Here is a 22,217-nt window from a genome sequence, read left to right on the forward strand (position 1 = left end):
TGATGCTTTTTGATTCAGAATCATTTTCTGCCATTTAACGGCGTATGGGTAATTAAGCTTCAGTCAGTGTGAAAGCGCTCAGGTTTACAAATTCTTGTATACGGCCGGCAACTTCTGCTTCTGTAAGGTTGACGATTTTTTCTGTACCGAATTTCTCTACACAGAAAGATGCTAAGGCAGAACCATAAATGATTGCATTTTTCATTGTATCGAAGTTGATTGTTCCAACTTTCGCTAAATAACCAATAAAGCCACCAGCAAAAGTATCACCTGCACCAGTTGGATCGAAAACTTCTGCAAGAGGAAGGGCAGGAGTAGAGAATACTTTATCTTCGTGGAAAAGTAATGCACCATGTTCACCTTTTTTAATGATCAGGTATTTTGGGCCCATCTCCAGAATTTTCTTCGCTGCTTTAACTAATGAATATTCGCCTGAAAGCTGACGTGCTTCTTCATCATTGATCGTTAATACATCAATCATTTTAAGCGTATCCAGCAAATCATTCAATGCAATGTCCATCCAGAAGTTCATCGTATCTAAAACGATTAGTTTAGGCCTGTTTTTAAGACGTTTGATGACTGTTTGCTGTACTTGTGGGGTAAGATTACCTAACATCAGGTATTCGCAGTCCTGGTAGCTCTCAGGGATAATCGGGTCAAAATCCGCCAAAACATTCAGTTCAGTAATTAAAGTATCTCTGCTGTTCATGTCATTGTGGTACTTTCCTGACCAGAAAAATGATTTTTCACCTTCTTTTATTTGCAGTCCTTCAGTATCAATACCATGTTTTGTGAAGGTACTAATGTCTTCCTGGTGGAAGTCATCACCTACAACTCCGACGATTTTCACCTTATTGTAGAAGTAAGAAGCAGCCAAACTTGCGTAAGTTGCAGCTCCTCCTACTATTTTATCGGTCTTTCCGAAGGGAGTTTCAATTGCATCGAATGCTACAGTCCCTATGATTATCAGGCTCATATGTTTTATTTTAATTTTTTTTGAAAAATATTGTCTACAAATATTGCATAAATAATTTAAAAGCCCTAATATTGCATTCCCAAAACGAACGAAGCTTTATGTTGTTTATTAAAGCAGAGAAAAACGTTTTCGGATAACCAGAGTACTCCTTCTTAGCTCAGCTGGTTAGAGCATCTGACTGTTAATCAGAGGGTCGCTGGTTCGAGCCCAGCAGAGGGAGCAGATTAAAAACCTTTCAGCATCATGTTGAAAGGTTTTTTCTGTTAAAGTAGAGGGCATTGCCTTTTATATTACGCTTTACCTTTTTAAAAAAGGCGTTATTTTTTTAAAAAACCAGCACTCCTTCTTAGCTCAGCTGGTTAGAGCATCTGACTGTTAATCAGAGGGTCGCTGGTTCGAGCCCAGCAGAGGGAGCAAAGATTTTCAGGAATGAAAATCACTTAAAAACCCCATTCTAACTATTAGGATGGGGTTTTTTAAAAAGGTGACTTTGATAATTTTTGTTTATCTCTTTCCTAGGTTTGTCATCTTAACAGTTTATACATCAGTAGCGTCCGCCTTAATCAACATTGTTGTTAAAATAACATAAGATAAACGAATTTAAACCGCTTATCTTGTTAAAATTTTACAACCAAGGCCTACAAGCACTCTATAAAGAATTCAATATCATATATTTGGCATATACATACATTAATAGCTCGCCAAAAGTCATAATTTTTACATAGATTTGGCGAGCTATCGATTTTAATATCTCGCCAAATCTATGTATATTTACTGAGGGATGTTAATTTTAATCTTGTATGGAAAAGCTTATTGGCAGGAAAGCGGAAATAAATATCTTAAAAGAAGCACTAACCTCTAACGAAGCCGAACTCGTTGCGGTTTATGGACGAAGAAGAGTAGGCAAGACATTTCTAATCGGCCAGGTTTATAGCCGGAATTTAATTTGTGAGTTTTCAGGTGTACATAATGCCCCTGTGCACGAGCAATTGGATAATTTTAGAAATGTTATCGCACAGGCATTGAATTCACCAATTCCTCCGGCAATTCCTAAAAACTGGACTGAGGCATTCAGGTTGTTAATCAATTTCTCCGGGCCTTTGCTAAAAAAACAAAAAGCGGTTATTTTCTTTGATGAATTTCCATGGCTGAGTTCACCCAAATCTGGATTTCTATCAGCCTTTGAGTATTTTTGGAATTCATGGGGTTCAAAACAAGAAAATCTAATTGTTGCGATATGCGGTTCTGCAGCCTCATGGATGATCAAAAATATTGTAAATAATAAAGGTGGATTACATAATAGGATCACTCGAAGAATGCGCCTGCTTCCTTTCACGCTCTATGAAACTTCCGCTTATCTCAAAACCAAGTCGGTAAACCTGGATCAATATCAAATATTACAAGTTTATATGGCATTGGGAGGAATACCACATTATCTAAAAGAGATAAAAAAGGGGGAAAGTGCCACTCAAATTATTGATAAGTTGTGCTTCACTAAGGATGGGTTATTGGTTAATGAATTTAAAAATCTTTATAGCTCTTTGTTCGAAATGGCTGATAGACATATTGGAGTAGTCAAAGCACTTGCTGCAAAGTCTTCTGGATTAACTCGAAATGAAATCATCTCGGAATGCGGGTTAGTTAGTGGTGGCGGGACGACCAAATTATTGGACGAGTTGATGGAATCCGGCTTTGTAAGCATTTATCTTCCATTTCAAAGAAACGTTAAGAAATCAATATATAAACTCGCTGATGAATATAGTTTGTTTTACCTAAAATTTATTGAGCATTCCAGGACAACAGGTCAGGGAACATGGATGAAGAAGGCGAGCTCACAATCATGGAAAAGTTGGAGCGGAATAGCTTTTGAAAGTATTTGCCTAAAGCATACTGTCCAGATCAAGCAAGCCATCGGAATCTCGGGCATCTATACAGAAGAATCAGCCTGGAGGTTTGCGCCAGGTAAATTAGGTCAGGGAGCCCAGGTTGATCTGCTTTTAGATAGGCAAGATGTATGTATAAGCATTTGCGAAATTAAATTTTCCAACGAAGAATATGCAATTAGCAAGTCCTATGCCGCCGAACTCCAGGACAAATTGAATATTTTTAAAGCGGAAACAAAAACAAAGAAGACCTTATTCCTGACAATGGTCACGACCTATGGTACGAAGGATAACATATATAAAACTGGGTTAGTCCAAAACGAGGTGACTATGGACGATTTGTTCAAAGCATAGAGATATAAAAATTTAAAGGATCAAGTCATAAACTTGTGGATTAGGGATTAAATTTCAAGTTTTGTGTTTGAGATTTTTTGAGTTCAAAGCAGATGGTTACGAGAGTTCAAAACAGCTGGTTAAGATTCTTTAATAAGCTAATTACTTCCTGATTTTATAGTTCAATTTATCAGTATTAAACGCCCTGATTACTTTGATAAGAGATCGGTCCACGCTTCAGCGGAATTCTTAGGGAGAGGAAAGATCCTGATTTTTCCAGGCTTGCTACTTTTACGAAAGTTCTCTGATGTCTTTTTGGTTTCCATTGCTTGTTTCATTGTACCCAGTACAGAACTTTTGAAACAACCAGTACGCCAAACTGCTGCTTTAAAAATGAAATCGCCCAGGATTCCCTTTGAAAATTTACCCATTAAACTTCCCATAATAAATAATTGCTTTTCCACCAATGTAAGCTATTCGCGTTGAAGATTATCCTGATGCGTAAAAAATGTCCGTAATTGTCCGCAGCTGTCTGCAATTGTCCACAGTTGTCCGTGGGTTAGTCAAAGGGGGAATTATAATTTCATTAATCTTCAACTAGTTATGGTTTGGTTGTGCCTGAGTGGTGGTCGGGATGACACCAGGCTGTAAACGGGCTGTAAGCATGGCAGGTCTAAGTCATTTCAACTAGTTGTTTGGACTTGGACTTGCCATGCTCTCGCGTTACTTTAGCACTGCTCTTACCCTAACGAGTACCCGACCAGTACCCGACCAGTACTCGGACAGTACCCGGCCGATATAGATTTATTATTTAGCTATTTTGAATTTATTTACGAACAGCCCGGCCTTGTTTCGGCTGAGTCATTCCCATGCAAATGGAAAGCTGTCAGCGCAACTTCCAGAGGCATAAGAGCATCCGCGACAGCAAAGACTTTCTGCTGAGCGTGTCAAAATTTATGCTTAAAAAAGAGCCTGCTCCAAAAGTTAATGACTTGATCCGTTTTAAATAGTACCACAAGTTGTACAAAATTATTAAGATTTACCCTTGATATACAATTCATTAACTATATTTGCAATCAATGGAAATTAAATCCTATATCGATAAGGGTAACCTGGAACAATACTGTTTTGAGTTAAACAATGCGGAACTTGGAAACGAGATTGCTGCGTTGCGTCCGGCTCATTCCGAAATCGGACAGGAACTCAACCAGATTGAGCTGACCATTGAAAAACTGGCGCAAAGCCACGCTATTATACCAAGTCCACAACTTAAAAACAGGATCATGGCCGCCCTTGGCATTGCCGAAGATAAAATTGACTTGGATAATCTGCCACCGACCAGTAAATATTCAAATTATGAAAGTTGGTTGAAAGCGGTGGAACACTTGATTCCCGCTGAGCCTTTTGATGATTTTTTCGCCCACCCGTTACAGCAAAATGAACAGATTGCACAAACACTGGTTATCACCAAATTGAACGTACCGGAAGAAGTTCACGAAGTCGTAGCTGAAAGTTTCTTTATTCTGAAAGGCACATGTACCTGTACCGTAGGTAAAGAGGTTTTTACGCTGAATGCCGGAGATTATTTAGCTATTCCATTGCACACCAACCATGATATCAGGATCGATTCCCCTTATGTGATCGCTATATTGCAACACCAATTCTCGTGATCATCAAAAACTGAATGGAATACGAATAGCTGAAGCTCCCATTTCCACAGGTAAGGAAGTTCATTGTTAAGGATAAAGTTTTGATGTCTCTGTGAGGAGTGCCTGCATTAAATCAGACGCCTTCGTATGTTTTAAAGTCACTGTATTCTGGCCTGACCAAAAGTTAACCAGCTCAGTTTTTCCCTGGGCAAGTGCAGCTATTTTTAATTGACCGATCAGGCGGCTTTGCAATGGAAATGGAAGAACCTCAGTTTCCTGTTTAATTTCATCCGAAATGCGGTTCCGGATCAATCTGCCCATTCTGCCGGTTAATGATTTGGAAAGTACAGTATAGTTGGATTCCTCAGAAAATAACTTCGCTTTGTGAACAGGTGTCGCATTTGATTCGTCTGTAGCCAAAAATACTGTACCTAACTGAACCGCGTCAGCACCTAATGTCAACGCAGCAGCGATCCCTTTAGCATCAGCAATACCGCCTGCTGCAATAACCGGTGTCTTTACACTGGCTTTCAACTGTTGAATAAGGGTAAAGGTTCCTGTTAATGAATCCTGTGCCGGGCAGAGGAAAGAAGGGCGGTGTCCTCCGGCTTCAAATCCGGCGGCGACTATAGCGTCAACTTTTGCTGCTTCAAGGACTAAGGCTTCGTCTATTGTTGTCGCTGCACCTACGGTTTTAATGCCCATTCTCCGACATTCGTCAAGTATCTCTTTTGGTGGAATACCAAATATAAAACTAAATACTGCTGGTTTGATCTCGAAGATTGCTTCAATCTGATGGAGAAACCTGGAAGGGATATTTACATCCAGATCAGGAAGCGGGATGCTGAGCTCATCGAAATAAGGTTTAAATAATTGCTTTACTTCTTCAATCTGTGTTGCAGAATAATCAATCAAGGAAGCGTCAACATCCGATACCCACAGGTTAATATTATAAGGTTTATCTGTTTTAGTTTTGATAAGCTGAGCTGCTGCAAGTATTTGATCGGGATCAAGCGTATAGGCACCAAAGCTTCCCAGTCCACCTGCATTGGATACGGCGGCCAAAAGTTCCGGAGTAGAGAATCCACCGCCCATTGGACCTGAAAGTATGGGATATTTAATGCCAAATAATTCGCTGATTTTAGTTTTATGCCACATCATTTAAAGCGTTATATAGGTTAGTAATTTATTCCTTGTTAAGTTAATGAAAAAGGCTTTCAGGCAGCTGGAAATAATAAAATACTCCTGTTCTGCTTTTTTACCAGCATCGATTATTACCTGACCTTTTTTGTAAGGCTGTGGTTTGAAAATTTCTTTCGCTTCCATGAAAACTATATTCCTATCTTAGGATCTCCTTAATAATTTTTGTAAAAATCAATGTTTAATATGAAAAGATACATTTTATTGCTCCTTTTATTTATTTCCTATTCGGGGTATGCCCAGAATACGATTAATAATTATAAATATGTGCTGGTACCAGAGAAATTCAGTTTTCTTAAGGAACAGGATCAGTACAGGCTCAATACACTGGCTAAATTCCTTTTGGCCGAAAAAGGGTTTGATGCCTATTTTGATAATTTTGAATTACCAACAGAAATTGCCAATAATAAATGTGATGCACTGCATGTTGAAGTTCTGGAGAAAAATGGAATGTTTACAACCAATCTTACACTATTATTAAAAGATTGTAAGGGTAATATTATTTTTAAAAGCAAGCAAGGAAAAAGCAGAGAGAAAGAATATAAAACTTCTTATAACCTTGCTTTAAGAGATGCTTTTACGTCACTGGATGAGGTTAAATATGCTTATAACGGAACTGTGAACTCACAGGATCAGCAGGTAGCAACAACTACCACAGCAGTTACGGCTCCTGTAGTTACAGCAACTGCTCCTGTTAGTGCTGCGGTGGCCACTGCAGCTAAGCCTGTACAGGTAGAAACAAATCAGGCAGCAGGAACATTATATGCGCAACCAACAGCTAGTGGCTATCAACTGATAGATACTACACCAAAGAAAGTATTAACCTTACTAAGGACATCTGTTCAGGATTATTTTATTGCCGACAATGGAACTGCCAATGGAATCGTACTGAAAAAGAGCGGAGAATGGTTTTTTGAATACTATAAAGACAGTAAGCTGATGGCTGAAAAATTGCTGATCAAGTTTTAACTGAACAATACTGCCTCCTATCAAAAGCCTTTCATTAATCGTGAAAGGCTTTTTGCTTTTTACATCCCGTGTTTCATCATTGTTGATGTCCCTGCATAGGGGTCTTGGGGAATTTTGCGTTTACGAATCAAATAATCACAAATGATTCACATTAAAAGAACCTGGTTATTACTGAGACGAGCTTTATACAGCTTTAAGCGGTTAGCTTAAATGAGTTGAAGAGGGGGGCTGAGGAAATGGAAATTCTGTTGGACAGATTGAAATGTCGTTTCAGTAAGTGTAATTTCCGTCTCAGTTACTTTATCCTGCCGATAAATTCGAGGTCAGCTTAGATTTGGAGAATAAAGAAAGTAAAATTAATTATTGGAGTATGAAAAAATTAGTGTTAGCAGCAGGGCTATTAGTCTCTGTGCAATTAGTAAAGGCTCAGGATATTCAGTTAATTCCGAAAGCTGGTTTAAGTTTCTCTAGACAATCGATTAGTAATATGGACGGAGAAAAATCAAAGGCTGGCTTTACAGCAGGATTAGGAGTTAATGTAGGGCTTAAAAATTCAGCATTTTCAATTCAACCTGAATTAAACTATGTCAGTGCAGGTACTAAGATCAAAAATGATAACAACAAGTATAACCTGAATTACCTGGAGCTTCCGATTTTGGTGAAGTATTCTTTTGGCCCTGTTTACATTAACGCAGGTCCTTCAATTGGACTGGCTGTTGGCGGAATGAATAAAATGGAAACTTTCTATCAGGCTAAAGTTCAGAAATTAAACTTTGGTGTTCAAATGGGTGGTGGTTTAGCTATTCCTGTTGGTAACGGTACTGTTCTGGTTGATGCCAGATATGCGCTAGGTTTAACTGATGTTAGCAAAGGCCCGGCAACAGTCAAAAACCGGGGTTTCATTGCAACAGTAGGTTACGCAATACCATTGAAATAGTTTTGCCAGTCCTGCAAACTGCCTGTGATTTGGGTAATGGGCAGTTTGTAATTTGAATTATTGTATTATCCCAGTCAATTATAGCCTATAGGCTTTATGAAGTTTCTTATTTCAATATTCTTTCTTTTCTCTTTCTTTGAGGCGGAGGCCCAGACGGTACAAGTGAAAGGTCTGATCACAGACAAATCAACAGGACAGCCATTGTCCGGAGTAACTATAAGTTTCGAAAATTCTAAGCTTAAAACCTCAAGTGACGCCAAAGGATTTTATACCATCATTTCGAAGGAAAAAATTAAAGCGATTCATTTTTATGGGATAGGTTACCGAAGAGTGAAACTGGAAATGCCTGCAGGACATAGCCATTCTATGAATATTGAATTAGAACCGCAGTCTGAGGACTTGTCTGAGGTAAGCATCTCTGTCGCTCATCAACCGAGATATAAGAATAAAGGGAATCCTGCAGTTGAATTGATTAGAAAAGTGATCGAACATAAGAACTCCAATGCAGCAAACCTTCAAAATTACCTTTCCTACCAGGAATATGAAAAAATGAATATTTCATTAAGTATGACTACTGAAAAAGCAAAGACTTCAAAATTGCTTAAGCGGTTATCATTTTTAAAGAATAATTCAGACTCGCTGACCCGTCCGGGAAAATTGCTTACCCCTATTTTTATGAAGGAAAAAATGAGCCATAACCTGGTTTATCAGAACCCTTTTAAACAGGAAACTGCGGTTATTGCAGAGAATCAATCCCGTATAGATCAATTTATTGACGAAGATGGTATCAATGAATATCTTGATAAGATTTATCAGCGGGTGGATATCTATCAAAATGATATTGGCATAGGAAATCAGAGTTTTATGAGTCCGATTGCTGATCTTGCCCCTCAGTTTTATAAGTACTTTATTATAGATACTTTAAAAGATGTATCTCCAATGCAGCTTAAAGTGATGATCGCACCACGTAATAAGGAAGACGTGCTTTTTCTGGGTTATCTGTATATAGCACTTGATGGTAAATATGCAGTACAAAAGGCTACGCTTTCTGTCAACTCCAAAATAAACATTAACTGGGTAAAGGAGATGAATATATCTCTTCAATACCACCAGGATAAAACTGGGCATTACTACCTGGGTAAAAGTATAATGGCAATGGATCTTGGGCTTTTTAAAGAAGGCGCCAGTATTTTCGGGGAAAGGACTTTATTTATCAATGATTTTGTAAGTAGTCCAACGGCATTAAATCTTCCCTTAAAATCTAAAATTCTGGAAGGTCAGCCAGTGCAAATGGCAGAATTGAGGCCAGAAAAGCTCACTCAAATTGAGGAAATGGCCTATAAGAATATTGATAGCCTGAAAAACTCAAAACCATTTAAGCGGGCTATGGGACTAGCTTCCTTCTTACTTTCCGGTTATGTTGGTCAGGGTAAAGTAGAAGTAGGCCCTTTCAACTCTTTTTATAGTTTTAATCCTGTAGAAGGCCTGAGGCTTAAAGTTGGCGGACGGACGACAGATTTATTCAGCAAAAGAATTTTCTTTGACGGACACATCGCTTATGGTAGCCGTGACCAGAAATGGAAATATTCATTAGGGACAATACTCTCACTTTCTCCAGGTTCAATTTATGAATTCCCTGTAAAATCATTGACCTTAAGACACAGTTATGAAACTCAGATACCAGGGCAGGATCTCAACTTCCTTGAAGATGATAACTTCCTGTTATCATTTAAAAGAGGGGTAAATGATAAATGGTTATACAATAGAAAATGGCTGTTGGAATATTTGCATGAAACTGAAAATCATTTTTCATTTAAAGTAGCTTACAAAAACCAGGTCTTAGATCCCACAGGTGGGCTTCGATTTATTGCATTGACTAATTCCGGCCATCTGGAGGTCCCGGATATTACGACCTCTGAGATTACGGCCGAAGTCAGATGGGCACCTCATGAGCAGTTTTATCAGGGGAAACGCTTCAGAAGACCAATCCGGAATGCATATCCTATTTTTACTTTACGTGGTTCTGTTGGTATGAAGGGATTCCTGAATGGAGACTATAATTATCAGAACCTAACCTTTAACGTATTTAAAAGGGCTTATTTTTCTCAGTTCGGCTATTCAGATATTATCCTGGAAGCAGGAAAAGTATTTGGAAAGGTTCCATTTCCATTATTAACTATACATCGTGCAAATCAAAGTTATGCCTACGAACTACCATCTTATAACCTGATGAATTTTATGGAATTTATGAGTGACAGATATGCGAGTATTAATCTGGAACATAATTTCAACGGATTTATCCTGAATAAAATACCATTAGTGAAGCGACTTCAATTAAGAGAGATTCTGACTTTAAAAGTATTAAGTGGTTCTCTGTCCAGTAAAAATGATCCGCGCGAAGGTTCTGGATTATATCAGTTTCCAAGAGACAGACATGGCAACGAAGTATCTCCGGCATTAGGTTCTACACCTTATGTGGAGGGAAGTGTGGGGCTATCTAATATTTTCAAAATACTGAGAATTGATCTGGTCAGAAGGTTTACTTATCTCGATCATCCAAGAATATCCAAATGGGGGATAAGGGCTAAGATTAAAGTCGATTTTTAGCACAAAACTTTACTAACAAAAAAGCCGGTATGTTTACATACCGGCTTTTTTGTTAGTAAATGAGCATAAATTTGTCTTCGTTAAGCGAAGTTAAACCAGGAACTTTCTGACTTATAATCCTCTATTACCTGTGAACTGTTATCAAAATTAAAAGAACAGATTAAAGTGCGTACTTCCTGTTTCACGTTCATAATACAATTATCAATCAAATCTTTTCTGAACCCTTTAAGTTCCAGATCCAGTACGTAACCTAAAGAAACAATCCTTCCAATCACTTTTCCCAAATCAAATAATTTCCGTTGTGAAAGTGTACTATTCAAGGTGAAACTTAGTTCCTGTTTGAAGTAATGACAAGCTTCAGCAGTCTGTTTCAGCGTAGCCAGGAAATCAAATAAATTTGATTCTTTCTGCTTCTTCATCTGACGTACAATGATTTCGGAAATTTGAGCATAAAGCATTTCATTGGAACCCTCGAAAATCTGAAAAGGCCTGCTATCCATAATTCCACGGCCACCAACATGTGAGGTCTGATACCCTTTGGCACCTGAAACCTGTGTTAAGATCTGGGCAGATTCCTGCATCAAATCAGTAACTACAGCTTTCATACTATTTGCTTCCAGCCCTTCTGAAGCCAGGTTATGTTCGATACCACTAATCTTGCTACTTCTTACACACATAGCTGAACAGATGGTATAAGCAGATTGTATTTTTGAAAGCTGGAACTGGATCTGATCCATAGCTAACAAGTTTGTTGCCCCAACCATCCTGTTTTTACATTGCAGAAGTGCTTCATCCATCATCCGCTTGATAAAGCCCATTCCCATCCCTGGGAATTGCATTCTGCTGCGGTGAAGAATATCCAGCATCATTTTAATGCCAGTAGATTCCGGGTTTAATTTAAACGTTTTAGGTACTTCGATGTTTAAAATATTGCGTCCATAAGGGATCATATGAAGTCCCATAGTATCGAAATATTCTTCTACGACTATGTGTTGTTTTTCTTTTGTATTATCGCATAGAAAGAAATCTATATCACGGCTAAGTCCTCCATCAGCAAGTTCTGCTCTGGAAGCAATCAGCCAATAGTCGGCCAGTCCGGTAAGGCCCTGCCAGTGTTTAGTCCCTTTAATGCTATACCCATTTGTCAATTCGCTATTCCGCGTTTTCATGTTGAGTGCATCACTTCCGTAATCAGGCTCCGTGATCATCAGCCCACCCATATTCTGCTCGTAAAGAAAACGATCAAAAACCTCTTTCTTTACAGACTCATCTGCATATTTTGCAAGGGGTTCAAGAAAAAGGGCAATGTTAATTCCAAAAGTAAGCGAAAGCGGTAAAGATTCATAAGAAGCTGCTGCCAGCACACTCAGACATTCTTTTACTTCGGCTCCCCGGCCTCCATACTCTTCCGGAATAGCCGTAGCCAAAGGTTGCTCAGCAAGAATTTCCTTCATGACTAAAGGAGGAAGTTTCGCTGCTAAATTAAATTGATTAATATTTTCTTTCCCCCTGAATAAGAGCTTTAATTTCTCTTCGAAATCCTTAATATATTCTGAAAACTCTGTTTTTAATTCTATCATCATTAGGGTCGTAAATTACTGTAATATTTTAATATAATATCTCATTGCAAGATACATCACAAATATACCAAAGTAATTTAGAATAGTTCCAGATAATCTGTTATTACCTGAATATCCTTCAATTTATAGATAAATATGTAGCTAGTACTCCAATACATCATCAATAAGGAATGATTTTGCAGCATTAACAACCTTAATATCTCTGTTATATTTTGTGTGATTACTTGTATCTTCAATCAATACATTAAAAACAAAGCCATCAGGAGTTTTGTTTTTCAGCTCACAATGTGTCACTTTAATCAGGCCATAATCTTGTTCAGGAACTAAAAACCCATATCCAACTCCTGCTAATTTTGGGTTATATTTCCCTTTCCACTTCTCTACAAATTCATCTTCAGTCATCCCATCATCTAAATCTACATTGATTGCATCAATTTTATAAGCATTGTACTGAGTTGTATAAATAGTTTTTACATCTTCTTCAGCGTCTTCATTGGGATTTTCCAGATTACCGTGCGCTTTATTTAAAGAGTTTTCTATGCCCATAATCAGCCATTCCCTCGCTTTATCAGCTTCAGAAGAAGCTTTCTGAATGGCTTTTCCTGCAACAGGAGTATTTTGATGGATAGCATCCTTTACATTGCTATCTATTGAGCCTGTAAGCTTTTTACCTTCATTGTGTTTACCATTACAGGAAACCAGCAATATTGCGGATGATAAAATGATGATCAATTGCTTCATATGTTCAATGTCTTTTAATCAGCTCAGACATCGGCCTGATGCCCAATGTTAATCAGGCTATCAAGAATCAGGCCTTTAGTTATTATTAGCCGGCGGCTCAGGGCTACGGGAATGTATCTTATATGAAATCAAATTAATTGTGCCTTAATATTTAGACATTTGTAGTAGTTTACCATTCAGTTATGGAATTTAGGCAAAAAAGCCATCCTCCTTTAAAATTACTACCTATGAAAATTGCTTTACGTCTTACATTTTACTTTACCGTTCTATTATTGATCCCGGTAAAAAGCTTTGCTCAGCAGCAGCAGCTGAAGATAAGTAATAAAGATTTTGCGAAAGTTGACTCCCTGGTTAATCAGCAAAAGCCTAAAGAAGCGCTGGTAATTATTAACAATCTAAATAAACAAGCCAGGGCACAGCGTAATGCTGCTTTGTTAATTAAATCTGTGATGTACCGGATCATGTTTCAGGGCTATCTGGAAGAAGATGCTTTTACGAAGGTGCTGAATGATTTAAGGGAAGATGTCAGTGAAGCAAAACAGCCTGAAAAAAGTGTGCTGCAATCTTTGCTTGCAGAAACCTACTGGAATTTTTATCAGCAAAACAGGTATAAGATTTTCAGGCGTACAACTGTACAGCAAGACAGCAGTAAAAATATCAATACCTGGTCTATTCAGAAGATCACAGCTGAAACTGTAAAAAATCTTGTGGCCTCAGTAGCTGAGCAAGAGTTGCTCCAAAAAACTAAGATTGGTCTTTTAAATAATTTATTACTTGGCGATACTTCCACGAGATATCTGCGGCCAACTTTATACGATTTGCTGGCGCACCGGGCATTGAGTATCCTGATGAATTCAGAGACAGAGCTTACAAAAACGGACGATGATGGGGTAGATTTTAATGATCCGAGATTATTGGGAGATTATAAAGCATTTGTATCCTTGAAAATGAAGACAAATGATAGTACGTCATTTGCAATGATTAAGATAAATATCCTTCAAAATCTGCTTCAATTTCACGCTTTGAATCTTAATGAAGCAGCATTGGCTGACGCGGATCTGCAAAGATTGAAATTTATCTATGAGAAAAGCACTGCGGTAAATAAAGAAGAAACTTATCTTAAAGCAATAACTTTATTGGCTGCACAATCTGCCGGTAATGAAATCTATGCTGATATAGTATATGAACAAGCATTATTTTATAAAAAAGGACAATCCAATGAAAATAAACCAGATTTAATAAAGGCAATAGAACTGGCTAAAAAAGCGATCAAAGCATTTCCAAAAAGTAATGGTGCCAGGAATGCGGAGAACCTGATTAAAGAGATCAGTAGTAAAATATTAACTCTTCAAATAAAGGGATTCAGTAAGCCTGGTCAGCCATCGCAGCTTTTCTTTACCTATAAAAATATAGATACGCTACAATTACAAGTTTATAAAGTACCAGCAGCCTATAATGACTATTATTCAGCCTTCGGTGAAAAAGAAAAATATAATAAGTTCATTAAAACACATCGGCCGGTAAAAGTATGGACTGAGATTTTACCTGTATCAAATGACTACCAGGAGCATACCATCATTGGAAAGATGGATGCGCTCCCGAATGGGAATTATATTATAATCGCCAGGAATACAAATCAAGTTGACAACGTTTCACAATATAGCAATTTCAGAGTCACTGGAATGGCAGTTACCCAAAGGCACATCCATGATAAAAAAGAATACTTTATTGCCAGCAGCCTTACCGGGGAACCTTTAAAAGGAGTGCTTATCCAGGAGGTCTTGTCAGATTTTAAGGAGAATCAAAACATAAATGAAAAAAGTCCGCTGTTTAAAACAAATGATTCAGGTTATGCAGTATTAAACTCTCAGGAGACACTAAACGTAAGACGTGCTATGATTGTTAAAGGTACCGATACTCTTTATATACCTGTAAATAGCTATGGAAATAATATAAAGGAAGACAGGAAACAGGTAATCTTATTTACCGACAGAGGTATTTATCGCCCTGGACAAACAGTGTATTATAAAGGACTACTGCTAGAAGACAAAAACTATAAAAACAGCATTGTTCCTGGTCTGAATTTATTTTTGACTTTTAAAGATGCTAATTACAAAGACATAGAAACAATCACTGTGAAAACCAATGACTACGGAACTTTTCAGGGGTCATTCATTATTCCTGCCGGTAAGTTAAATGGAATGATGCAACTAACAACGATGTATGGGAGTATCGGGATCCAGGTAGAAGAATATAAAAGGCCCACTTTTGAAATCGTTTTTGAGCAGTCAAATCAGAAATACAAATTAAATGATAGTATTAAAATACAAGGAAAGGCATTGTCTTTTTCTGGTTATTCAGTCACAGGTGCTAAGGTGAGTTATAAAGTATCCAGAAGCAAAATTTCAAATTATAGTTATGGTCGTCCTTATCAGCGCGAATCCCTTACACAAATTGCCATCGGAACGACAGAAACTAAAGAAGGAGGCGCTTTTGACATTACATTCCTTGCAGCAGCAAATGTACTTGCAAATGAAAACTATACCTTTCAAATTACTGCTGATATTACAGATTTGAATGGAGAAACCCGGACAGCAACCAAGAGTATTACTGCAGGTCATACAGATCTGTTACTGAATGTAAATATTCCTGACGAATTGTTTTTAAAATCGGCAGCTGATACGCTGTCTGTTGGCATACAAAATCTGAATGGAGAGCCCGTTGCTTCAAAACTAAATGCAGAATGGACTGCATTGCAATATCCAGGGAGATTGGTTAGCAGTAATGAATTTGCTGTTATAGCTGAAAACTATACATTGGGCAAAGAAGAATTCCTGAGGGCATTCCCGGCAGAAGAATACAAAGGAGATGGTAATCCTGCGAACTGGTCACCCCTTAAAAACAGTTTCATCCAGAATATAACAGTGGACAATGGAAAAGGTGAACTGAAAATATCTGAAAAAAGTCTGGTTCCTGGCTATTATAAAGTCAAACTGACGGCCAGAAATAACAGCAATGATACTGTTTCTGTAACTAAAATTGTTCGTGTTTATCACAAAGAGGCTACGGCTATACAAAGTACCAGGGAATGGTTGGTTGCAGAAAAAACTACTATAACACCTTCAGAGAGTGCCGTATTCAGAATTGCGGGAATGTTGCCAGATGCTAAAGCCTATTACGAAGTCTATTACAAAGACAGCATCGCGGAAAAAGTATGGGTTAAGGTCTCTCCAAAACAAAATATCATTAAAATCCCTCCTGGGCGAGGGTTTGAAAATGCCTTTGCAATTCAGTTTACCATGATTCAAAATGGGGTGGTTTACAATTCTTTGAAACAAGTAAATATTATTGATGCAGCCAAAGCGCTTGACATTAACTTCATAACCTTCCGGAATAAATTGCAACCCGGAGAAAAGGAAAACTGGAAGTTGAAAATCAGTAATCAAAAGGGTGAGAAACAAATGGCAGAAATGGTGGCTACTTTATATGATGCTTCATTAGATGAATTGAAAAAGATGGATTGGCAAACTATCAATCCTCCATCTTATTATTATACAGCTTACGAATGGAAATTTGATAACAACAGCATAAATAATGGAGGTCAACTTTGGTTTTTAAGAACTTACCAAAATTATTACCAGGGCAGCCAGCGTGACTACGAGCAGCTGAGCATAACTGGATTTAAGATGGATCTTGGAACTCCATATCCTTATCAGGATTATTTGCAAAGACTGGCCAGTGAAGCCAGAAAAGGAAGTACAGAAATAGGTATTAAAAAACTGGCAGCACTACAAAATGGTAACCTGGTTTACGGAATTATTACCGATAAACAGGGTTATGTAATACCAGGAGCTATCGTGATGTATGGTAAAATCAAAAGTACTGCTGATGCCAATGGTATTTATGCGATTAAAGCAAAGCCAGGTGATCAGTTAAGTATTACTGCGATAGGCTATAAGCTTTCTAAAATCAGGTTAACCCATGCCAGAAGAGCAGACATTACGCTGGAAAATGCTGAAAATAGTTTAAATGAATTTGCGTTGGCAGCTCCAATGGAAAAAAGAGCTAAGATGTCAAATCCGGCAATTATGTTAAGGGGTTCTTCAGGAGCAATTAATGGCCAGGTTGCCGGTATGCAAATCGTAATGGAAGATAGCAAAACTTATGATGCTACTGCTAAATCTGATACAAAAAATGAACTGATAAACGCAGTATCAAAAGTAGTCCCTAGAACTAATTTCAACGAAACAGCCTTCTTTTATCCGCAGTTGAAAACCAACGAAGCTGGTGAAATTAATATTGAATTTACTATTCCTCAATCCTTGACCCGTTATAAAATGATGGGGTTTGCCCATACCAAAGACTTGAAAACCGCTACCATTGTTAAGGAGTTAATTACACAAAAACAATTGGCTATTGCAGTTAATGCACCACGTTTCTTCCGGGAAGGCGATACCATTTTGCTCAGTGCCAAACTGAATAATCTGTCGGGAAAACTTCTTAAAGGAGAAGCTTCCTTAGAATTAAGAGATGCTTTAAGCGGAAAACTAATTCAGCTTCTTTCCTCAGAAGGAAAGCGAATACAGAAATTTGAGGTGGCCAATAAAGGTAATGAGGTCTTAAAATGGCCATTAATCATTCCATCAAGCATCAGTGCCATTACCTATAAAGTTGTTGCGCAATCTGGTAAATATAGTGATGGAGAAGAGATGACTGTTCCGGTTTTACCAAATTCAATGCTGGTTACTGAAACTATGCCACTGAACGTCCGTGGAAATACAACAAAGACATTTACGCTGGATAAGCTCTTGAAATCTGGTACATCCAAAACATTAAAGAACCAGGCATTAACCTTTGAATTTACGGCAAATCCGATTTGGTATGCTATACAATCCCTGCCTTATTTAATGGAATATCCATACGAATGCGCAGAACAAACCTTTAGTCGTTTCTATGCGAATAGTTTTGCAACAGGGATCATCAATAGTTCTCCAAAAATAAAACAAGTATTTATCCAATGGCAGCAAACTGGTAATGGAGAGGCTTTGCTCTCCAACTTAGAGAAAAATCCTGAACTGAAGTCAATTCTGTTAGAAGAAACGCCATGGATAAGAGCTGCCGCTTCAGACGCTGAACAGAAAAAACGCCTGGCTGTTTTATTTGACCTGAACAGGATGAGTTATGAATTAAAGAACAACTTTCAGAAGCTGGAAAAGATGCAAAAGCCAAATGGTTCTTTTGCCTGGTTTACCGGAATGAGCGATGACCGCTATATTACCCAGCATATTGTGTTGGGAATGGGACAACTTAAACATTTGAAACTGATCAATGAAAAAATAGCTCCAGGAGCTGATCAACTCTTAAATAAAGCAATTATCTATCTGGACCATCAGCTGCAGAATGATTTTAAAAGAGAAATTTCCGAAAAAGGTATTGCTTATTTGCCATTACATTATTTATACGGCCGCAGTTATACCACTCAAAAAAATAATGATCCTGGTTTTAAGAAAGCTGTTGCTTACTACCTGAAAAAAGTAGCTGATAACTGGAAAACAATGGAACCTTATCAGCAGGGGCAGGCTGCATTGGTTTTAAATAGAAACGGGAACAAAGCAGAAGCAGTAAAAATCATTAACCTGTTAAAAGAAAGAGCACAGCAAAGTGATGAAATGGGGATGTATTGGGCCAGCAACCGCAATGGATGGTGGTGGTATCAAAATCCAGTAGAAACACAAGCGCTGCTGATTGAAGCCTTTGATGAAGTTGCTGCAGATACAAAATCAGTCGAAGAAATGAAAATCTGGCTTTTAAAGAATAAACAAACCAACGATTGGAAGACAACTAAAGCTACAGCAGCTGCCTGTTATGCATTACTGCTAAAAGGTTACGACCTGCTGGCAGAATCAGCTGAACCAGAAATTTTAATCGGTAATCAAACATTTACTGAGATTGGTATTGCCGGTACTCCTAAAGAAGCAGGAACGGGTTATCAGAAAGTAAGTATAGCTGGTGCACAAGTCAAACCTGAAATGGCAACTGTTAAAATTAAAAACAACAATAAAACAATAGCCTGGGGCGGAGTGTACTGGCAGTACTTTGAGCAGCTGGATAAAATCACTTCATCCGCAACAGGAGTCAAAATCAAGAAGCAATTGTTTATACAAAAACAGACCGCCAAAGGAGATGTACTGACACCAATAACCTCATCCAATACACTGGCAGCGGGAGATTTGTTAAAGGTCAGGATAGAAATTTACACTGACCGTGATATGGAATATGTGCAGCTGAAAGATATGAGAGCTGCAGGTTTTGAGCCTGTCAATGTAATTTCCAATTATAAGTATCAGGATGGATTAGGTTATTATGAAAGTACTAAAGATGCTTCCACAAATTTCTTTATCAGTTATTTACGGAAAGGGGTATACGTATTTGAGTATGCTTTAAGAGTAACCCATGCAGGGAATTTCTCCAATGGAATTACCGCTTTACAATGCATGTATGCGCCAGAATTTACAACCCATTCTGAAGGGATCAGAGTCACCGTAAAACCTTAGGAATTCTGGATTTAAATCGATATTTATAGTTATTTTTAGGAGCCTGTTTGAATTTCAAACAGGCTCTATGATTTTATAAGCTCAATTTATTTGAAGAACAAGAATTACATCGTACTACTGTACGTGATTATAGGCTCTATCTGGGTGTTGTTAAGTGACCAGCTAACTGCTTTTTTAGTGGACGGTATGCCAGTTAAAGATCGGGCGCTGATCAACAGTCTGAAGGGGTTTTTCTTTATCGCATTTAGTGCGGTCTTGCTGCATTACCTTGTCAATCTCTACAATAGAAGTAAAAAGCGCGAATTAGCTTATGTACAGCGTGAACTTGAAAATAGCAGGAAAGAGCAGCAGCAGTGGTATTATGCTCAGAAAATGGCTAAAATTGCCAGTTGGGAGTACTTGCTGCAAACAGATGAAGTGATCTGGTCTGATAATTTATATGCGTTATTTGACTTAGCGCCCGATGCGGCAATCACGACTGTTTCATTTTTTCTGGAACAAATACATCCGGATGATTTAGATGGATTCCTGGCAGCACATGAAAAAACAAAACTTACAGGGGAGATGGATTATGTGCACCGTTTAAAAATTGACGGCGAATGGCGTTATGTACGTGAAGCAGGAAAAGTGATTTACCAGGACGGAAAGCCTTATAAAATCAGTGGGGTACTTAAAGATATTACAGAAACGTTTAACCGGGAATTGTTATTAAATAACGCGCTGGAAAGACACGAATTAGTTAACAAAGCTACACATGATGCGATCTGGGACTGGGATTTGGCCACCAGTCAGGTAACCTGGAATTCAGGCTTAAAACAGCTATTTGGTTATGACCATAAACAAGGTTTTTTCAAACCGGATTGGTGGATAGGTAAAATGCATCCATCAGATAGTAAAAGAGTTCTGGACAGTTTAAATGTCTTTGTTAAACAGGCTAAAAAACGCTGGGAAGCTTCTTATCGGCTACGCTGTGCTGATGGAAGTTATAAATATGTTTTTGACCAGGCTTATTTGGTGACAGATGACAATGGTGCCCCCCGGCGGATAATCGGAGCTGTAAAAGACGTCGATGAATTAAGGCGTAAAGACGAAGAGAACAAGCAGCTGGCAGACGTAGTTAGTAAAGTTAAAAGTGGGGTAGTCATTAAAGATATCGGAGGAAAGATAAGTTGGGTTAATCCTTCATTTGAACAGCTTACTGGCTATTCTTTGAATGAGCTGAAAGGGAAGACACCAGGGGAGATATTGTATGGCCCTGAAACGAGTAGGGTAACAAGCGATGCTATTGTAGCTTCACTCAAAGCGCATGACTTTTTTAATATTGAAATTGTAAACTATTCAAAAAGCGGGGAGCCTTATTGGGTAGAAGTGAATAGTACTTCCATAGTTGATTCAGATGGACAGCCCTCAGGATATATCGATATTGTCACCGAAATTACTGAGCGGAAAAAGCGTGAAGTAGAAATTAGTGAACAGAACCATACATTGAAAGAGATTGCATGGATCAATTCTCATGAGATCAGAAAACCTGTGGCCTCTATATTAGGCTTGTCAGCACTTGCTAATGTTGCAACCAGCCCGGAAGAGAAGGAAGAATACTATAAAAGGATCAATAACTGTGTCACGGAAATGGACGAAATTATTCATCAAACCTCAGCAAAAGTAAATGAGCTGATGGGGAAAGATCACGGATTTTAATTGATCAGGGCTCCAGATCAGAAAAATCACTAATTTAACATGAGGTCATGATTGTGTGGTATACCCTATTGCCAAAGGGACCCTATCAATTAATTTAATAGTATGAAATTAATGTTAATCTTTATTTTTTATATATTATAAATTGATAATAAAACGTTATGCTGCTATAATTTCACCAAAATGGAAAACCAAATTTTAACTGAATTAGCTGAAAAAACGCAGGGTCTGTTTTATTTTAGTGAATCTGAAGCCCCGCTGACTATTGAAAACTTTGGACAGGTTCCGAAGGATCAGTTAAATGAAAAGCTTGTTCAGCTTAACAGCGAAAACCCTGGCACCCTGACAAGAATCGATCCGGAAGCTTTCTTTGAAAAAATAGTAAATACTGCTGATCCTGGTGATCAGGTAATGGTGGGGAATGCGCAGAAATTTACTGAACTTCATACTTACCTGAAAGATAATTTCTCGGATATACTGATTACACGCATAGAAGGAGGAGTAAATGTACCTATCATCATTACAGCTTATCTTTCGGATGGTACCTGTATTACAATAGCCACTTATGCGATTGAAACTTAGAAAAATCTCTTATAAATAAAAAATGCGTGCAGAATATTCTGCACGCATTTTTTATTTACGCTCCATCTTAGATATTTGGAAACATTGATTGTGCTCTTTGACCAAGCAGAGGGATTTCTCTTTTGGTTCCCTGAATAGCACCAATCAGGCCAATAATCCATAAAATAAATAAGACGATAGACAAAATAGTGAATATGGTAACTATAAATCCTGAAGGAGCTATACTAAGAATGATACGCTGTAAAACTTGTAGTATAATACCTACAATATAAAGTAATAGCGTTTGTCTTAAATGAAAGCTACCCAGTTCTGTTCTTTTGTCTTTGTGCATGCCGAAATAAGCGATAAGCCAGCCAATAAGTGTGATGTAACTTACAATAGCTACCGTTTTTCCATCTTCTGTTTTTGTTACGTTGAAGTTATTTTCCATATGTTGTTTTTGTTAATTTAGCTTGTTTACAATGATTTACACCTGCAATTCTATTTGTGCAAGAGACTTTAGCAGTCTGAT

14 protein-coding genes and 2 tRNA genes are annotated in these 22,217 nt (G+C 38.0%); 10 read left to right on the top strand and 6 right to left on the bottom strand.

Going from position 1 to position 22,217, the window contains the following annotated elements; all coding sequences use genetic code 11:
* Positions 1–52: 52 nt before the first annotated feature.
* The gene (locus AY601_RS23345) at positions 53–976 is read right to left on the bottom strand and encodes a PfkB family carbohydrate kinase (RefSeq protein WP_068405885.1); all 924 of its coding nucleotides are present in this window, start codon (positions 974–976) and stop codon (positions 53–55) included.
* Positions 977–1,122: 146 nt separating this feature from the next.
* Between AY601_RS23345 and AY601_RS23350 the strand changes: the two genes are divergently transcribed.
* The 3 genes from AY601_RS23350 to AY601_RS23360 all read left to right on the top strand — a co-directional run bounded on the left by AY601_RS23350 (position 1,123) and on the right by AY601_RS23360 (position 3,213).
* Positions 1,123–1,196, top strand: a tRNA-Asn gene (locus AY601_RS23350).
* A gap of 120 nt (positions 1,197–1,316) precedes the next feature.
* Positions 1,317–1,390, top strand: a tRNA-Asn gene (locus AY601_RS23355).
* Positions 1,391–1,776: 386 nt separating this feature from the next.
* Positions 1,777–3,213, top strand: a complete 1,437-nt coding sequence (locus tag AY601_RS23360) for an AAA family ATPase (protein ID WP_068405889.1) — start codon at positions 1,777–1,779, stop codon at positions 3,211–3,213.
* Between the two features lie 188 nt (positions 3,214–3,401).
* Here AY601_RS23360 and AY601_RS23365 read toward each other — a convergent pair whose 3' ends face one another.
* The gene (locus AY601_RS23365) at positions 3,402–3,656 is read right to left on the bottom strand and encodes a hypothetical protein (protein ID WP_157288075.1); all 255 of its coding nucleotides are present in this window, start codon (positions 3,654–3,656) and stop codon (positions 3,402–3,404) included.
* Between the two features lie 615 nt (positions 3,657–4,271).
* On the opposite strand from AY601_RS23365, the gene AY601_RS23370 reads away from it, so the two are divergent.
* Positions 4,272–4,862, top strand: coding sequence for a cupin domain-containing protein (locus AY601_RS23370; protein WP_068405894.1), 591 nt, complete (start codon positions 4,272–4,274; stop codon positions 4,860–4,862).
* A 66-nt stretch (positions 4,863–4,928) separates the two neighbouring features.
* Here AY601_RS23370 and AY601_RS23375 read toward each other — a convergent pair whose 3' ends face one another.
* Positions 4,929–6,002 (bottom strand): NAD(P)H-dependent flavin oxidoreductase, encoded by a 1,074-nt coding sequence (locus AY601_RS23375; protein WP_232324657.1) that lies wholly within the window; start codon positions 6,000–6,002, stop codon positions 4,929–4,931.
* 225 nt (positions 6,003–6,227) lie between these two features.
* Here AY601_RS23375 and AY601_RS23380 point away from each other — a divergent pair, with 225 nt between their 5' ends.
* From AY601_RS23380 to AY601_RS23390, 3 genes are all read left to right on the top strand, one after another.
* A complete protein-coding gene (locus AY601_RS23380) occupies positions 6,228–7,010 on the top strand; it encodes a hypothetical protein (RefSeq protein ID WP_068407887.1) in 783 nt (260 codons plus the stop codon).
* Positions 7,011–7,380: 370 nt separating this feature from the next.
* Positions 7,381–7,947 carry a porin family protein gene (locus AY601_RS23385; protein WP_068405897.1) on the top strand — a complete coding sequence of 189 codons (567 nt, stop codon included), beginning with the start codon at positions 7,381–7,383 and terminating at the stop codon, positions 7,945–7,947.
* 96 nt (positions 7,948–8,043) lie between these two features.
* Positions 8,044–10,554, top strand: coding sequence for a DUF5686 family protein (locus tag AY601_RS23390; RefSeq protein WP_068405900.1), 2,511 nt, complete (start codon positions 8,044–8,046; stop codon positions 10,552–10,554).
* A gap of 80 nt (positions 10,555–10,634) precedes the next feature.
* On the opposite strand, the gene AY601_RS23395 is transcribed toward AY601_RS23390, so the two are convergent.
* Positions 10,635–12,137, bottom strand: a complete 1,503-nt coding sequence (locus tag AY601_RS23395) for an acyl-CoA dehydrogenase (protein WP_335340584.1) — start codon at positions 12,135–12,137, stop codon at positions 10,635–10,637.
* A gap of 138 nt (positions 12,138–12,275) precedes the next feature.
* A complete protein-coding gene (locus AY601_RS23400; protein WP_068405903.1) occupies positions 12,276–12,875 on the bottom strand; it encodes a hypothetical protein in 600 nt (199 codons plus the stop codon).
* Positions 12,876–13,102: 227 nt separating this feature from the next.
* Here AY601_RS23400 and AY601_RS23405 point away from each other — a divergent pair, with 227 nt between their 5' ends.
* From AY601_RS23405 to AY601_RS23415, 3 genes are all read left to right on the top strand, one after another.
* A complete protein-coding gene (locus AY601_RS23405) occupies positions 13,103–19,429 on the top strand; it encodes an MG2 domain-containing protein (protein ID WP_198163571.1) in 6,327 nt (2,108 codons plus the stop codon).
* Between the two features lie 90 nt (positions 19,430–19,519).
* Positions 19,520–21,127: a PAS domain-containing protein gene (locus tag AY601_RS23410; protein WP_157288077.1), complete on the top strand. Its 1,608-nt coding sequence runs from the start codon at positions 19,520–19,522 to the stop codon at positions 21,125–21,127.
* Positions 21,128–21,307: 180 nt separating this feature from the next.
* Entirely contained in the window at positions 21,308–21,706 is a 399-nt protein-coding gene (locus AY601_RS23415) for a nuclease A inhibitor family protein (protein ID WP_068405911.1), read from the top strand.
* Positions 21,707–21,773: 67 nt separating this feature from the next.
* Here AY601_RS23415 and AY601_RS23420 read toward each other — a convergent pair whose 3' ends face one another.
* Positions 21,774–22,136, bottom strand: coding sequence for a hypothetical protein (locus AY601_RS23420; RefSeq protein ID WP_068405913.1), 363 nt, complete (start codon positions 22,134–22,136; stop codon positions 21,774–21,776).
* Positions 22,137–22,217: the final 81 nt, after the last annotated feature.

Origin of the sequence: Pedobacter cryoconitis, assembly GCF_001590605.1 — a bacterium.
Taxonomy (GTDB): Bacteria; Bacteroidota; Bacteroidia; order Sphingobacteriales; family Sphingobacteriaceae; genus Pedobacter; species Pedobacter cryoconitis_A.

What these genes read in the sequence shown, in the direction of transcription:
- AY601_RS23395 (WP_335340584.1), bottom strand. Translation starts at nt 12,137, where the DNA reads ATGATGATAGAATTAAAAACAGAGTTTTCAGAATATATTAAGGATTTC.
- AY601_RS23400 (WP_068405903.1), bottom strand. Translation starts at nt 12,875, where the DNA reads ATGAAGCAATTGATCATCATTTTATCATCCGCAATATTGCTGGTTTCC.
- AY601_RS23390 (WP_068405900.1), top strand. Translation starts at nt 8,044, where the DNA reads ATGAAGTTTCTTATTTCAATATTCTTTCTTTTCTCTTTCTTTGAGGCG.
- AY601_RS23380 (WP_068407887.1), top strand. Translation starts at nt 6,228, where the DNA reads ATGAAAAGATACATTTTATTGCTCCTTTTATTTATTTCCTATTCGGGG.
- AY601_RS23345 (WP_068405885.1), bottom strand. Translation starts at nt 976, where the DNA reads ATGAGCCTGATAATCATAGGGACTGTAGCATTCGATGCAATTGAAACT.
- AY601_RS23405 (WP_198163571.1), top strand. Translation starts at nt 13,103, where the DNA reads ATGAAAATTGCTTTACGTCTTACATTTTACTTTACCGTTCTATTATTG.
- AY601_RS23360 (WP_068405889.1), top strand. Translation starts at nt 1,777, where the DNA reads ATGGAAAAGCTTATTGGCAGGAAAGCGGAAATAAATATCTTAAAAGAA.
- AY601_RS23415 (WP_068405911.1), top strand. Translation starts at nt 21,308, where the DNA reads ATGGAAAACCAAATTTTAACTGAATTAGCTGAAAAAACGCAGGGTCTG.
- AY601_RS23385 (WP_068405897.1), top strand. Translation starts at nt 7,381, where the DNA reads ATGAAAAAATTAGTGTTAGCAGCAGGGCTATTAGTCTCTGTGCAATTA.
- AY601_RS23375 (WP_232324657.1), bottom strand. Translation starts at nt 6,002, where the DNA reads ATGATGTGGCATAAAACTAAAATCAGCGAATTATTTGGCATTAAATAT.
- AY601_RS23420 (WP_068405913.1), bottom strand. Translation starts at nt 22,136, where the DNA reads ATGGAAAATAACTTCAACGTAACAAAAACAGAAGATGGAAAAACGGTA.
- AY601_RS23370 (WP_068405894.1), top strand. Translation starts at nt 4,272, where the DNA reads ATGGAAATTAAATCCTATATCGATAAGGGTAACCTGGAACAATACTGT.